The sequence below is a fragment of the Gemmatimonadaceae bacterium genome, assembly GCA_016720905.1.
GTDB lineage: Bacteria > Gemmatimonadota > Gemmatimonadetes > Gemmatimonadales > Gemmatimonadaceae > Gemmatimonas.
Map to the genome: position 1 here is coordinate 312,759 of JADKJT010000002.1, position 14,135 is coordinate 326,893.

General features: G+C 66.2%; 11 protein-coding genes. 2 read left to right on the forward strand and 9 right to left on the reverse strand.

Annotated features, from left to right (window positions below; all coding sequences use genetic code 11):
• Positions 1–147: 147 nt before the first annotated feature.
• The 9 genes from IPP90_03695 to IPP90_03735 all read right to left on the reverse strand — a co-directional run bounded on the left by IPP90_03695 (position 148) and on the right by IPP90_03735 (position 10,629).
• A complete protein-coding gene (locus IPP90_03695; GenBank protein ID MBL0169824.1) occupies positions 148–726 on the reverse strand; it encodes a Uma2 family endonuclease in 579 nt (192 codons plus the stop codon).
• A 114-nt stretch (positions 727–840) separates the two neighbouring features.
• Positions 841–3,075: a protein kinase gene (locus IPP90_03700; protein ID MBL0169825.1), complete on the reverse strand. Its 2,235-nt coding sequence runs from the start codon at positions 3,073–3,075 to the stop codon at positions 841–843.
• Positions 3,072–5,717 (reverse strand): protein kinase, encoded by a 2,646-nt coding sequence (locus IPP90_03705; GenBank protein MBL0169826.1) that lies wholly within the window; start codon positions 5,715–5,717, stop codon positions 3,072–3,074. Before IPP90_03705 ends, IPP90_03700 begins: the two co-directional genes overlap by 4 nt.
• A gap of 9 nt (positions 5,718–5,726) precedes the next feature.
• Entirely contained in the window at positions 5,727–6,302 is a 576-nt protein-coding gene (locus IPP90_03710) for a hypothetical protein (GenBank protein ID MBL0169827.1), read from the reverse strand.
• Entirely contained in the window at positions 6,286–6,480 is a 195-nt protein-coding gene (locus IPP90_03715) for a hypothetical protein (GenBank protein MBL0169828.1), read from the reverse strand. Before IPP90_03715 ends, IPP90_03710 begins: the two co-directional genes overlap by 17 nt.
• 43 nt (positions 6,481–6,523) lie before the next feature.
• Positions 6,524–9,118, reverse strand: coding sequence for a serine/threonine-protein kinase (locus IPP90_03720; protein ID MBL0169829.1), 2,595 nt, complete (start codon positions 9,116–9,118; stop codon positions 6,524–6,526).
• Between the two features lie 28 nt (positions 9,119–9,146).
• Complete coding sequence (locus IPP90_03725) at positions 9,147–9,659, reverse strand: nuclear transport factor 2 family protein (GenBank protein MBL0169830.1); 513 nt, start codon at positions 9,657–9,659, stop codon at positions 9,147–9,149.
• A 113-nt stretch (positions 9,660–9,772) separates the two neighbouring features.
• Positions 9,773–10,069 carry a hypothetical protein gene (locus IPP90_03730; GenBank protein MBL0169831.1) on the reverse strand — a complete coding sequence of 99 codons (297 nt, stop codon included), beginning with the start codon at positions 10,067–10,069 and terminating at the stop codon, positions 9,773–9,775.
• Positions 10,069–10,629: a protein phosphatase 2C domain-containing protein gene (locus tag IPP90_03735; GenBank protein ID MBL0169832.1), complete on the reverse strand. Its 561-nt coding sequence runs from the start codon at positions 10,627–10,629 to the stop codon at positions 10,069–10,071. The genes IPP90_03730 and IPP90_03735 overlap by 1 nt, the downstream gene beginning before the upstream one ends.
• A 129-nt stretch (positions 10,630–10,758) precedes the next feature.
• Here IPP90_03735 and IPP90_03740 point away from each other — a divergent pair, with 129 nt between their 5' ends.
• The gene (locus tag IPP90_03740) at positions 10,759–11,655 is read left to right on the forward strand and encodes a sugar phosphate isomerase/epimerase (protein MBL0169833.1); all 897 of its coding nucleotides are present in this window, start codon (positions 10,759–10,761) and stop codon (positions 11,653–11,655) included.
• Positions 11,656–11,661: 6 nt separating this feature from the next.
• The gene (locus tag IPP90_03745; GenBank protein MBL0169834.1) at positions 11,662–14,133 is read left to right on the forward strand and encodes a c-type cytochrome; all 2,472 of its coding nucleotides are present in this window, start codon (positions 11,662–11,664) and stop codon (positions 14,131–14,133) included.
• Positions 14,134–14,135 lie beyond the last annotated feature (2 nt).

Here is a 14,135-nt window from a genome sequence, read left to right on the forward strand (position 1 = left end):
CAGGCCGGGAAAGCGCGCGAAGTCCCGATCGGTCGTGACGAACTCCGCCCCACCTCGATGGCCAAGGCGGCATGATACGCGTCGGCAACCAAGTTCCCGCGCGCGCCGCGGGCGCATCCAGCACAAGCGACTGACAGCCGCACGCTATCAGTCGGGCGCGAACAACTCTCGCAACGAGAGCGCGAAGCCCGGGAGCAGCGCATCGCCGCTTAGGGTGTCGTTCACGCCGAGCACGTCGACACTGCCATCGGCGCGATACACCACGACCGATTCGCGGGGCGGATCGACGACCCAGACGAGTTGCGTTCCGGCCGAGAGCCAATCGCCGACTTTCGCGACGATGGCGCCAGTGCGATCGGTCGGGGAGAGCACTTCGACGGCGAGGTCGGGTGCGAGTTCCGGGAAGCCGTCGGGCATGGGACCGCCGAATCGCTCGCGTGAGACGTAGGCGATGTCGGGTGCGCGCACGGTGTCGGGGCGCCGCGCTAGGGTGAAGCCGGGGTCGGCCGTTGCGAGGCGCCCGCGCGTATGTGACCGGCCGCGCGCTTCGCGCTCGCGCGCGAGGTGATTGGTGAGCGCCACACCGATGCGCAGCGTCAGCGACCCATGATAGAAACCGGCGGGTTCGCGAACGATCAACTGTCCGCGCACCAGCTCCACGCGCTTGCCCGGCGCTTCGTAGCCCAGCAGTTGCTCGGCGGTCATCCCAACTGCGGTAGCGCCCATCGCAGACCTCCGGCGTTTTGATCGGGTTCGTATCATGAGTACAGCATACGTGGCGGTGTCAGCGCCGCGTCACCGCGTTGCCATGAAAAGCTATATTCGGCGGGCGGGCCGAGTCTACAGCCCCATCGCCCGCAGCAGCTCCGGATAGCGCGGGTGCGCCCGCACGGCATCGGTGGCAAACGGCAGCCGCGCCCACCCCGGGTTCAAGCCGTCGCATTGTTCGACAGACTCGAGCGCATAGCGTACGGCATCGTCGGCGCGACCGAGCCGACTCGCCGCAATCGCCAGCACACTCCGCTGTACCACATCGATTTCCGATCGGGCCAGCAATTCCGCGTAGGCGGCCTCCGCACGTCGCGTGTCACCGGCTTTGACATAGGCCAGCACGAGAAAACTTGCGAAGAGCGGATGCCTACCGAACCTGGCGATTGTTTCGTTGACCGCGGCAATCGCGCCACCTGTTTCGTCGCAATATCCGAAGGCCATGAGGCGCCCGTACGCTGCCGTGAACGAGTGCGGATCGAGTTCCTGTGAACGTCTTGCTTCGGCCATGGCGGCGGCAGAATGCCCCGTAAGCGCGAGTATCGCGCTGTTAAAGCCAGCGCAGTTGGCGCTCAACGGGTCGTCGGTCACCGCGCGCGCGAGCTCCGCGAGGGCGCGCTCATCATCCTGCTTGATGCAATACAGCCCGTTGACCGCGTACGCGCCGCGGACTTCGCTGAGTCGTGGCTGCAGCGCGAGCGCGCGCTCCCACCACGCAAACGCCGAGTCCGGATCTCGCTCCAGAAACAGACTGACCAAGGCCAGCGCGCCCATGGCTTCGGCGTGTGTGGGCTCGAGCGCAAGGGCACGCGCGAGTGCGGCCTTTGCTAGCGGGAGCGACTGGGCGACCGGCAACAGGGAGTAGCGCGCCATGTTCACAAGGGTGTCGCCCAGTAACGCGTACGCGTCGGCATTGTCGGGCGTGAAGGCGATCGCGCGCTCGAAGCAATCGCGGGCGGCCAACAGTCTGACCCCGCGCTGCGCCAGCAGGGCCCGCCCTTTCGCGACCAGCTCGAACGCTTCCACTTCCGCCGTCGTGGCCTTCACCACCGGCTGCGCCGGCGGCACGAACGTCACCTGCAGCTTGGCCGAGATGGCGGCGGCAATTTCGTCCTGCACCGCGAACACGTCGGTGAGTTCGCGATCGAAGCGCTCCGACCACAAGTGGTACCCGTCGCTCACCGACACCAGCTGCACGGCAATGCGCAATCGATTGCCCGCCTTGCGGACGCTGCCTTGCAAGACCGTTGCCACGGTCAGCTTCTCGCCGATCTCGGCCAGTGCCGTGCTCCTGCCACGAAATGAGAACGCGGAGTTGCGCGCGGCGACGTGCAGCCCGTCGATCTGCACCAGCGCATCGAGAATGTCGTCGGCGATGCCGTCGGCGAAGTACTGATTGTCGGGGTCGGCGCTGAGGTTTTCAAATGGCAAGATCGCCAGCGACTTCGCGGGTGCGGCTGACTTCGTCGGCGCGGGTTCCACTTCGCTGAGTGCCGAGACGAAGCGTGCGGCGGTTTCGTGGCGATCCACGGCGACGCGTGCGAGCGCTTGCTGCACCGCACGCGCCACCGGCCGCGGTACACCCTCGCGCAATGCCGCGACATCAAGCGGTGTTTGCACGAAACGCTTGGCGATCACCGCTTGCACCGTGGGTCCCGTGAACGGCGGCTCGCCGACAATCATCTCGTACAACACGCAACCCAGGCTGTAGAGATCACTGCGTCCGTCCACGTCCTGGCCCACCGCCTGCTCGGGACTCATATACGCCGGCGTACCCACGCTCATGCCCGCTTGCGTGAGCGTGTCGTTCGTGGTGTCGCTGATCGCCTTGCCGATGCCAAAGTCGGCCACGAGTGCGTGACCGTCCTGCAGCATGATGTTCTCGGGCTTGATGTCGCGATGGATGATGCCTAAGCGATGCGCGTGATCGAGCGCACCTGCGACTTCGCTGGCAATGCGCACCGCCTCGTGCATCGGCAACTGCCCCTGCGCGTCCATGCGATCGCGCAACGACTGCCCCTGCACGTTGGGCATCACGTAGTACAGCGCGCCGTCGGCGTCGCCCGAGTCGTAGAGCGGCAGGATGTGCGGGTGACTCAGCCTCGCCGCGAGTTGGATCTCGCGCAGAAAACGCTCGCGACCGACCGACGCAGCGACGTCGTCGCGCAGGACCTTAATAGCGACATCGCGGTCGTGCTTGAGATCGTGCGCGAGATACACCGTGGCCATGCCGCCCTGGCCGAGTTCGCGGTCGAGGCGATAGCGGTCGGACAGGGCTTCGCGAAGCCGAGTCGCGGCATCGCTCACTTCGCCGCCGTCGCCCACTCAGCGCGCACGGCGTCGAGCCAGCCGTGTGCCAGCACGAGGCGCTGCGAGTTCTCCATCGGGCGGAACAGGACCAAGCGCCCGTCGGCCATGACGTCGAAGTTGGCGTGACCGCGAAAGGGCGGCAGGTCAAAGCCGCCGCGGACGAGGGTGTCACGGGTGACCACGCGCACAGCGGACGTCACGTCGAGGCGGGCGCGCACGAGGACTCCGTCGCGCGGGATGTAGTAGGCGGACTTGCCGTCGCGGGACCACACGGGTTGTTGGCCGCCCGATTCGGAGATGCGATACGCGACCGCGCCGTCGGGGAAGGCGCGCACGTACACCTCGAGTCCGGTGCCCGCCTCGTCGGAGGCGTAGATCACCCAGCGTCCATCGGGTGCGAAGCGCGGTGTCTCCTCACCAGCAGGCGTCGCGACGAATGGGCGCGATGCGGTATCTCCCACGAGACGTCGATAGCGCAGATCGGCCGTGGAGCCTGAGCCAGCGCGGTACATGAGGTACTGCGCATCGGGCGAGATGACGCCTTCCCAGAGCGAGATGTTCGCATCGCGATGAAGCACCTCGGTGCCGCCGGTGCCGTTGGCGGCGCGCCACACGAGCGTTGATCGTTCGCTACCGGCTTGCTCGCGCATCACGAGTCGCGTGCCATCCGGCGTCCACTCGGGACGTCCAAACAGCATTGGCGACGATGCCGCATCGCTGAAGCGCGTCATCGAACGCGCGCGAAGATCGTACGTGAGCACTTCCGGCACGCGACCCCTCGTCAACGCGATGCGCGTGCCGTCGGGCGAGAGGCGCGGTTCCGCAGCACTTTCCAGACCATCGCTCAAGACATCGACTGCGCCACCCGGACTGAACATGGTGAGGGCGGACTTATTCTCACCGAAGCGATAGAGCAACGAGCCATCGGCGGTCATGACGGCGACAAGGATGTCCAAGTCGCTCGCGGCGACCTGGTTCATCAGGCGCGGCTCACCCGACACGACGCGACGTTTTGCATCGTACGCGACGCCGTAAATGGCACCGCGCTCGTTGCCGTAGATGAGGAGCCCATGGTTGACACCCAACACGCGTGACCCACTCACGCCGAGCGGCGCGACCGAGTCTGACGACAGCGAGTACGACATGAGTCGTGAACTGCCGACATTGCCACCCCAATCGGTGAAGAGCAGCGTGGTGCCATCGTCGAGCAGGCGCGGTGATTGCGACAGCCGTCCGGTCTGTACGAGCGGGCGCAGCGTCTTCACCGCACCGCCGTTTTCCGGCACGACGACGATGCGGCCGGCGTCGCCGAGGTAGATGTGGCCGTCCGTCGCCCACTGTCCGTCGCGTGGATTCCGAATGTCGGCTAAGAACTCGACGTTGCCGCCGGCGGCGGGAACCTTCATCAGCTTCCCGTTGTTCGCGAAGGCCACCCATGCACCGTCAGGGGAGAGGAACAGTTGCCTGACCCCTTCAGTGCCTTCCAAGCGATGCGCGCGCACGTCATCGAAATTGCGCACATACGCGCGGGATACACCGGCACTATCGCGGGCGATGAAGGCGACGCGTCGCCCGACGGAGGACACGCCGATGGACGCATACGAGGCGATGATCTGCGCGCCATCGGGTTCATCGATGCGGAACTGCAACGGCACGCGATTGCTCGCCGTGCTGGCGTGCGATGCGCGCCACCAACCGAATCCCGCGACTCCCGCGACGATCGCGAGCACCGCCGCGACGATGAGCGGACCGCGCGACGATTTCGCACGTGCGGTGGCATTGGTCGCGCGTGACGTCGTCGGTTGTCCTTCACGCCCGAGCGCGTCGATGAACTCCTTCGCACTTTCGAACCGATCGGCCGGCAACTTCTCGAGGGCGCGCAACACGGCGTCTTCAACGCCTGCGGGCACCGCTTTGCGTTGCACACTGATGGCGCGCGGTTCTTCGGTGAGCACGCGCGCGATGATCGCCTGCACGCTCGGCCCCGTGAACGGCGCTTCGCCGACGAGCATTTCGTAGGTCACGGCCCCGAGCGCGTAGAGATCACTGCGCGCGTCGATGGTGCGTTCGCCCATTGCCTGCTCGGGACTCATGTAGTTCGGCGTGCCGAGCGAGAGCCCTGTTTGCGTCATGCGTTGGCCACCGGCCGTTTGCACCGCGAGGGCGATGCCGAAATCGGCGACGAGCGCCGAGCCATCATGCAGGAGGATGTTCTCCGGCTTGATGTCGCGGTGGATCACGTTCTGCCGGTGTGCATAGTCGAGCGCGCTGGCGACTTCGCGCGCAATGCGGACTGCGTCGGCGATCGGCAGTTGCCGTTCCCGGTCGAGTCGCGCACGCAACGTTTCGCCGGTCACCAGTGGCATCACGTAGTACAGCAACCCATCCGCGTCACCGCTGTCCAGCAGGGGCAAGATGTGCGGATGCTGCAAGCGCGCGGTCGTGCGGATCTCGGTTAAGAACCGTTCACCGCCGAGTGCGGCGCCGAGATCGGGATGCAACACTTTGATCGCGACATCGCGGTCGTGCTTGAGATCGTGCGCGAGATACACGGTCGCCATGCCGCCGGCGCCGAGTTCGCGGTCGAGGCGGTAGCGGTCGGCGAGCGCGCGCTGCAATCGCGTGAGCGTCTCAGTCATGGCGCACCGTCAGTCCTGACCGGCCATGGATTGCGCACGCGCCCACCGCTCGGCCAATCCAAAATGGGCGATCCATCCATCGAGTACCGCGTTGTCGATGTCCGACTCGTTGACTTCAATCATCCGCGCGATGTCCCGGAGGTGGCGATCGGATCCGCCCATCTGGGCGTACCGCAGCTTGTACACGATGACATACTCGATCGGCGCGAACCGGACGGTCTCTCCCTGAATCTCGCGCTCGACGCGATGTGCCAGCGCCCATTCCTGGAGCGGATCGTTCCCCGCGAGATATACATCGGCGCGCATCGCGGTGTCGTGGTGAATCACGTTGAAGTGACCGTGCGATTCGCGCGCCCGTTCCTCCTCGATCACGTCGGCCGGCGGGCAGTAGAACTCGCCGGGCGACCAGAGCGACGCGAACGTCACGGTGTCCGTCGCGCCGAGTCGGATGACGAGGTCGACGTCGAGCGTCAGCCGCGGATGGCCGTAGACGATGGCGGCGAGTCCACCCGTCACCGCGTAGTCGATACGAGCGCGATTGAGTGGCGCGACGAACAAGCCGACGAGACTAGGCGCCCGCGTCACGCATCAGCTCCCGAACGTGTTCCGCTACTTGTTCCGGCGTCCATGTCGGGTGACGCGCCTGAACACCACTCGCCATCACGTCGCGCGCTTCGATCCACAGCGCCTGTGCGACGCGCACCTTTTCGTCGGCCGTCATGGCGCGGATGCGATCCGTCTGGCGGAAGAGGGCGTCAGTCATGTCGGAATATCACACCCGAGCGCGACCGCCCCAAGGACAACCGTCACTTCGCGCGCCAGCGCTGCTGCCAGTTGAGCACCAGCAGTTGTTCACGTCGACCCGCGTTCGATTGCCGCACCATGACAAACTGTTTCCCATCGCGCCGCACATCCCAGAGCGGTTCGTACAGACCAGTGATGGATGGCACTACCACAACGAGCATCGGTTTGCCAATCGCCGGCACGTCGGTCCCCGTCACGCGCGCCACAAACACCGAGTCGGCGTGGCGGTAGAACAGTTCACCACTGGCCCCCCAGCGTGGCTCGGCGGCGCCGCCCTGGGTCACTGCCCAGCGAGCCCCGTTCTTTTCGAGTCGACAGAGGTACACCTCATTGCTCCCGGACTCGTTGGAGGTGTAGGCCAGCCATTTCCCATCACGGGAGAGCGCGATTCCGCGCTCGTCCAACGGGGACACCCGTAGCGGTATGGCGTCGGCCGGACGATCCAGCGACGCCATGAGAATATCGCGACCGGTGCCCGGGGCATCTTCGCGCCACACCAGCGTGCGCCCGTCGGGCGTGATCTCCAGCTCGTAGATGAGGGTGGGCCGCTCCAACAGGGTGACCGGTGCGCCACCTCCCTCCGCCGCGACGCTGATCACACGCGACCCGCCCCCGCGACCGGTTGCGATCAACAGCCGGCGCCCGTCTGGTGTCCACTGTTGTGCCAGCCTCGCTGAGTCTGACCCGACCCATTGCCCCGTTCCGCGTGTCAGGTCGGTGACCCAGAGCGGGCCGCCAAATGCCGGCCCGCGAATGCTCGCGATCTGATTCCCGGACTGTGCATACCGCGGGCGCACGTACGCCAGGCGCTGGGGCACCGCAATCGCGGTACGGCCATCGCGTCCCACCAGCAAGAGCTCGCGCTCGGACGCGCCTGCGGAGCGGAGGGCGATCAGGCTCCCCGACTGCGAGGCCGCGAACGCCGTGATCTCGTTCGAACCGTCAGCGCCGAGCACCTCGCGTCGCGCCCCCGTGACCGTACGCCGATTGCGTGCGAGGGGCAGCCCCCAGAGGCGTCCCTCGTCTATGAACAGCAGCGCGTCGCCAACGAGTGCGAGCCGCGTACGAATATTCGTCAGTGGGTACAACGAGTCGATCTGCCGACCGCCCTCGCGAATGGCCACAAGCAGTGCACCTCCACCATAGTGCGAGGCCACTGCAATGAGGACGCCGTCGCTGGTCGTCGCAATGCCTCCGAATCTGAGGCTGTCGCCCCGCCCTTGGATGAGCACCCGCGAGGGCGCCCCAGTCAGCGGATACTGGGTGAGCACGCCGCCCGCCGAACTCGCAACGAGTGTGTCGTTGGACATCCACGTCAGTCCGCGTGCCGACACCCCAGGCGCCAGCGTGCGGACAACGCCCGACGCGAGTTCCCTCACCATCAACCCCTGTGTGGCAACGTCGATGTATGCCAGCTGCCGCCCGTTGGGAGAGAAGGCGATCGACAGGGCCGCCGCCGCATGCACGCGGCGTGGAGGCGCGCCGGTTAAGGAGTGGAGGAGTACGACGTCGGCACCAGTGGAGTCGACGTCCCGACTAGCGTACATCGAGCCGTCGGGGCTCATCGCCAAAACAGAGTTGACAATTTGGGGCAGCATGGGGACCACCTGAAACGCCTCGGATGGCACGGGGCGCAGCCATCCCCATGCGGCGAGCGCTGCCACGGCGGTGAAGGCCGCGGCGGTCAACGCCACCCTGAGACGACGGGGCTTTGCGTGCGCTGCAGGTCGCGCACCGGCGTAGGCCGTGGTGTTCCCGATATCCCCACCCGACTCGATTAATGCCGCAAACGCCGCCGCCGTGGCCGGCCGATCGGCGGGCAGCTTGGCGAGGGCCGTCAGGACCGCGCGCTCAATGTGCGGCGGCACGGTGTCGCGCACCGTGGTCAGTGCGGTTGGCCGCTCGGTGAGCACCTTGGCGACAATGGCCTGCACGCTGTTGCCGCTGAAGGGCGCGTCGCCGGTGAGCATTTCATAGGTCACGGCGCCGAGCGCGTAGATGTCGCTGCGCGCGTCGATGACTCGTTCGCCCATCGCCTGCTCCGGCGACATGTACTGCGGCGTGCCGAGGCTCAGGCCCGTTTGCGTCATGCGCTGCCCGCCGGCGGTCTGCACCGCAAGCGCGATACCGAAGTCCGCCACCAGCGCACTGCCATCGTGCAGGAGAATGTTCTCCGGCTTGATGTCACGGTGAATGACGTTCTGGCGATGTGCGTAGTCGAGCGCGCTGGCCACCTCGCGCGCGATGCGGACCGCGTCGGCGATGGGGAGTTGTGTTTCGCGGTCCAGTCGCGCGCGCAACGTTTCGCCGGTGACGAGCGGCATCACGTAATACAGCAGGCCGTCGGCCTCGCCGCTGTCGAGCAGCGGCAGGATGTGCGGATGCTGCAACCGCGCGGTGGTGCGGATCTCGCTCAAGAACCGTTCGCCGCCGAGTGCGGCGCCGAGATCGGGATGCAGCACCTTGATGGCGACGTCGCGATCGTGCTTGATGTCGTGCGCGAGATACACGGTGGCCATGCCACCGGCGCCGAGTTCGCGATCGAGGCGATAGCTACGGCCAAGCGCGGCACCGAGTCGGGCGAGCACGTCACTCATCACGACACGCGTGCGTAGGCCAGGCCATTCATCGTGCGCTGACACCCTCTTTGAGCTGGCGCGCGTACTCCGCTTCGTCGTAGTGCCCCAGCGACGCGGCGATCAGTCCGTCAGCACCCATCGTCCACTCTTCGTACCCGTGGATGCGCACCGCCTTGCCCGTTCCACCGGGACCGGTGTTGGTGCCGGTGAGTGTCCAGTGATACACGGGATGCGCGCCGGTCGTGGTGAGTGAGTCCATCGCAACGATCATGTCCGGAAACGCGGTCATGAACGCCTGCGCCGACGCGGTGATGGCCTCACGTCCAACTGCCGGCGAGCCCGCGTTGATTTTCAGCGAGCCGTGCTCGGCAAAGTGCGCCGCCACGCTTGCCGCCTGTTCGCTGCACCAGGCGGCGGTGTAGCGGGTGGCGAACTCCTTGAGTGCGGAATCGTTCACGGTGGACTGCTCCTTGGGCGCACACGCGTTGACAGCGAACGAGGCGGCGAGCGTGACTGCGAATGCAGATGCGGCAAATACCGTGTTCCGCGTTGTCTTCATGTGGGAAACCATACGACGCATGCCGCAGTATGTCGAGCCGTGTCATCCGCAGACATCCGTCGAGCAACCGCATGAGACGCGGAAGGGTCATCCCCTGATCCCGGCGAGGCGACCTATCGCGATTCCCTCGGCACCACGCGTCGCACGATGATGGTGATGTTGTCGGTGCCGCCGCCGTCGAGCGCGTCCTGCAGCAGCGCCTCGCACACCTGCCTCGCGCTGGTCATGGTGGCCAGACGTTCGGCAATCCGCTCGTCGCTGACGTGCTTGGTGAGCCCGTCACTGCACAGCAGATGCACGTTGCCCCAGTCGGCCGGCAGGTGCGTCACCACGGGAGCGGCCTGATCGCCGCCAATCGCACTGGAGAGCACGTGCGCCAGTCGCGTGTCCTTCGCCACGGCGGCCGTCATCACCCCATGTCCACCAGGTCCTGCGCCATGGTCTGGTCGCGGGAGACCTGCGTGAGGGTGCCGTTGCGCCAGCTGTAATAGCGAGAGTCGCCCACCTGCAGCAGGTAGTAGTTGGGCCAGACTCCCATGTACAGCGTGAGCGTGGTGGCCATGCGGCGGTGCGCGCCCTCTTCACGGCGCGCCGCCAGCACCGCCTCGTGCGCTCGCATGGCGGCGGCCTGCAGTTCCTCGATGAACTGGGCCTCCGACGAGTCGGTGCGGTAGTAGCAGTCCATACTCTCGGTCACGTACTGCATGGCCGTTTCGAGCGCGAGTGCACTGGCCTCTTCACCGCTGGACAACCCGCCCACGCCGTCGGCGATCATGGCGATCACCGCCAGTCGCTCATCGGCCAGGGGCAGACGTTGGTGGTCCGTCAGACTCGTGGCCTGGACATGAACGCGCTTGTGAATGGACGCCAGCAAGAACGCGTCCTCGTTGTTCTTGCGCACATTGCCCTGGTGCGTAAGACCATGGACGTCAAGTTCGTCGTCGAGCGGTTTGCGGGAAGGGTCGGGCATGATGTCTCTCGCTGTGTGGCCGGTGTCCACGGCTACCATAACTCGCAAACGGGACCTTGGACAGAGACCATGTATGGCCGCACCGGCATACCATGCGTATGATTGTCCGACCCCACTCGCCCGCCACGCGTGCCCCACCTCTCACAACAGGCCATGGACGAACTCGCGCGACGTACCTTTCTCAAGACCACGGCCCTCGCGGTTGGAGGCGCGACCTTTGGATTGACACCGGCCTCGGCCGCTGCCGACACGCCAATCCCGTTGCGGGCGCCGAGCGTGCGCCTGGGGATCGCCAGCTACTCCCTGCGCAATTTTTCCCGATCGCAAGCCATCGCGATGCTCCGCACGCTGGGCGTGTCGTACGTCAATATCAAATCGGCACACCTCGGATACGACGCCAATGCGCAGGATTTTGCACAGGCGCGCGCGGAGTTTGCGGCGGCCAACCTGCAGATTGTCGGCGGCGGAACCGTCACGTTCGAGGAGGATTCCGACAGCGGCGTGGACAAGTACTTCGCGTACGCCCGAAACGCCGGGATGCCGCTCATCGTGGCGTCGTGTGATCCGGCCATTCTGCCGCGTATCGAGCGTCATGCCGTTCGGTACGATATCAAGGTGGCCATTCACAATCACGGTCCGGGGGACAAGAACTTTCCCGCGCCCGCCGACGTGCTGAAACATGTGCGCCATATGGATGCACGTATGGGGCTGTGCATTGACATCGGCCACACCGTGCGTACGGGCACCGATGTGGTGGCGGCCATTCGTGACGCCGGACCCCGGTTGCACGATCTCCATCTGAAGGATTTGCGGGACTTGCGAGAAGTCAGCAGCCAGTGCGTGGTGGGGGAAGGCGCGATTCCGATTCCCGACATTTTGAAACAGCTGTCGGCCATGAAATTCGCCGGCTGCGCCAACCTCGAGTACGAGATCGAGGCGACCGATCCCCTGCCCGGCATGCTGCGCTCAATGGCCTACCTGCGTGGTGCGCTGGCCGGCATTGATGCCATGCCGAAGCGTGGCTGACCGTACGTGAAGCGCGGCGATGCTCGCACACTGACGGCCTGCGCAGGTGTGCTGGCGCTGGTTGGCTTCACTGCCTGTGAACGGGGCCCCGCGCCGGTCGCACCGGTGCTTACGCCCACCCAGGCGCTCGCCACGTTTCGATTGGCGCCGGGGTATTCCATCGAGCTGGTGGCGGCCGAGCCGCTGGTACACGATCCGGTAGCGGTCGACTTCGATGCCGATGGTCGTATGTACGTGGTCGAGATGAGCGGCTTCATGCCCAACGTCAGCGGCACGGGCGAGCAGGTGCCCGACGGCAAGATTGTCGTGCTGGAGGACACCGACCACAACGGCACGATGGACCGCCGCACCGTGTTTCTCGACAGCCTGGTGCTGCCTCGCACCGTCGCGGTGCTGGAACACGGCGTGTTGGTGGGCGCACCGCCGTTCCTGTGGCTGGTGCGCGATACCACCGGCGATTTGCGCGCCGATTCGCGTGTGGTGGTGCGCGGCGACTACGGCAGCACCGATGCCAACCCCGAGCACAATGCCAACGGCGCGCTCTGGGGCCTCGACAATTGGCTGCATTCGGCCAACGATACACGGGAACTGCGCCTGCGCGCCGACGGCACCTTTGAGTCGCGCGCCATCCCATCGCTGGGCCAGTGGGGCGTGTCCAGTGACGAGTACGGCAGACTGTATCGCAACAGCAACGAAGACCCGCTGCGCACCGATCTCGTGCCGGCACATTACGGCGCCCGCGAGGGCGCGGCGTCGCCGGGGCGTGGCGTGTATGCGGCGCTCACCGCGAACGTGCCGGTCTTTCCGTCGCATAAAACGCCCGCCGTCAATCGCGGCTACCGCGAGAAGACGTTGCGCGCCGACAGCACGCTGGCCCACTACACGTCGGCAGGGAGTCCCACGGCGTATGTGGGCGATCGATATCCGGTCGCCATGCGACACAGCGTGTTCGTCACCGAGTCGGCGGGCAATCTGGTGGGCCAGTTTACGGTCGCGGATAGCAGTGGTGCGCCGATCACGGCGCGACGCGCGCAGGACAGTACGGATTTCCTCACGTCCACCGATGAGCGGTTTCGTCCGGTGAGCCTGGCGAACGCGCCGGATGGCACGCTGTACGTGGTGGATATGTACCGTGGCATCATCCAGCACCGCACCTACATCACGGACTACCTCGAAGAGAAGATTCGCGAGCGCGGCCTGGAGACGCCGCCGGGCCACGGTCGCATCTATCGCATTGTGTACGACAGCACCGGGCGAGGTGCGCCACCACGGCTGTCGGCGATGTCATCGACACAACTGGTGGCCACGCTGGCGCACGCCAATGGCTGGTGGCGCATGACTGCGCAGCGGCTGCTGGTGGAACGTCGGGACACGCTCGCGGCCCCCGCGGTGCACGCGTTGCTGCGCCACACCGATGCCCGCGTTCGACTGCACGCGTTGTGGACGCTGGATGGGCTGGGCATGCTCGACGCCGCCACCGTGATGTCAGCGCTTGCCGATGCGTCGCCGCATGTGCGCGCGGCAGCGGTGCGCCTGGCCGAACCGTGGATTGCGCGCGACGATGCCACCATTCGTGCGGCGGCCGTGGCGTTGGCCCAGGACTCGGCGGTATTGGTTCGACGGCAGCTGGCCGCGTCGCTGGTGGTGTTTCCCGAAGCGCGGCGGTTGGCGGTGGCGAGCATGATGCTCCGCGATGGCGTATCGGACATCGTCGTTGCGGATCTCATGGCGCACGCCGCGGGACCTCGCGCCTTGACGCTGCTGACGCCGGTGATCGCGCGTGCTGCCGCCGGGAATCGCGACGACAGCGCTGTCGTGGAAGCGTTGGCGGCGCAGGTCGCACGGAGTGCTGATGGCGCACACACTACCGCCGCGCTGGCGTGGACTGGTGAGGGCGCGCGGCGTCGGTCACTGCAGGTCGCGTTGTTGAGCGGCCTCACCCGCGGCGCCACCGGATTGCGAACGCCTGTGGAGCTTGCCACTCGCCCGGCCTCACTGCTGGCCCTGACGCGCAGCAACGACACGGCGCTGGCGGCCGCTGCGCGTCGTCTTGAGGCGCGATTGCATTGGGCGGGGAAGCCCGCGCCCGCCGTGACAGCGCGAACGCTCACTGAGGCAGAAACGGCGCGCATCGCGGTGGGACGTGACGAGTTCGGAAAAATCTGCGCCGCCTGTCACCAGGCCAACGGTGCCGGGTTGCCCGGTGTCGCGGCCAGCCTGGTCGGATCCGCCTATGTGAATGGCGCGCCGTCCAGACTCATTCGCATTGTCCTGCAGGGCAAGGACGGCACCATGTTGATGCCGCCGATTGGTGCCACCATGAGCGATGAGCGCATCGCCTCGATCCTGTCATTCATTCGCCGCGAGTGGGGGAACCGTGCCGATCCGATTGACGCCGCGGCGGTGAAGGAAGTGCGCGGCGCCACCACGGGACGACACCGCGCGTGGACGGTGGAGGAGTTGGCGAACGTCAGGTAGGT

Excerpts from the sequence above, each read along its gene's own strand:
- IPP90_03695 (MBL0169824.1), bottom strand. The coding sequence starts at position 726 with ATGGGCGCTACCGCAGTTGGGATGACCGCCGAGCAACTGCTGGGCTAC.
- IPP90_03705 (MBL0169826.1), bottom strand. The coding sequence starts at position 5,717 with ATGACTGAGACGCTCACGCGATTGCAGCGCGCGCTCGCCGACCGCTAC.
- IPP90_03715 (MBL0169828.1), bottom strand. The coding sequence starts at position 6,480 with ATGACTGACGCCCTCTTCCGCCAGACGGATCGCATCCGCGCCATGACG.
- IPP90_03720 (MBL0169829.1), bottom strand. The coding sequence starts at position 9,118 with ATGAGTGACGTGCTCGCCCGACTCGGTGCCGCGCTTGGCCGTAGCTAT.
- IPP90_03725 (MBL0169830.1), bottom strand. The coding sequence starts at position 9,659 with ATGAAGACAACGCGGAACACGGTATTTGCCGCATCTGCATTCGCAGTC.
- IPP90_03730 (MBL0169831.1), bottom strand. The coding sequence starts at position 10,069 with ATGACGGCCGCCGTGGCGAAGGACACGCGACTGGCGCACGTGCTCTCC.
- IPP90_03735 (MBL0169832.1), bottom strand. The coding sequence starts at position 10,629 with ATGCCCGACCCTTCCCGCAAACCGCTCGACGACGAACTTGACGTCCAT.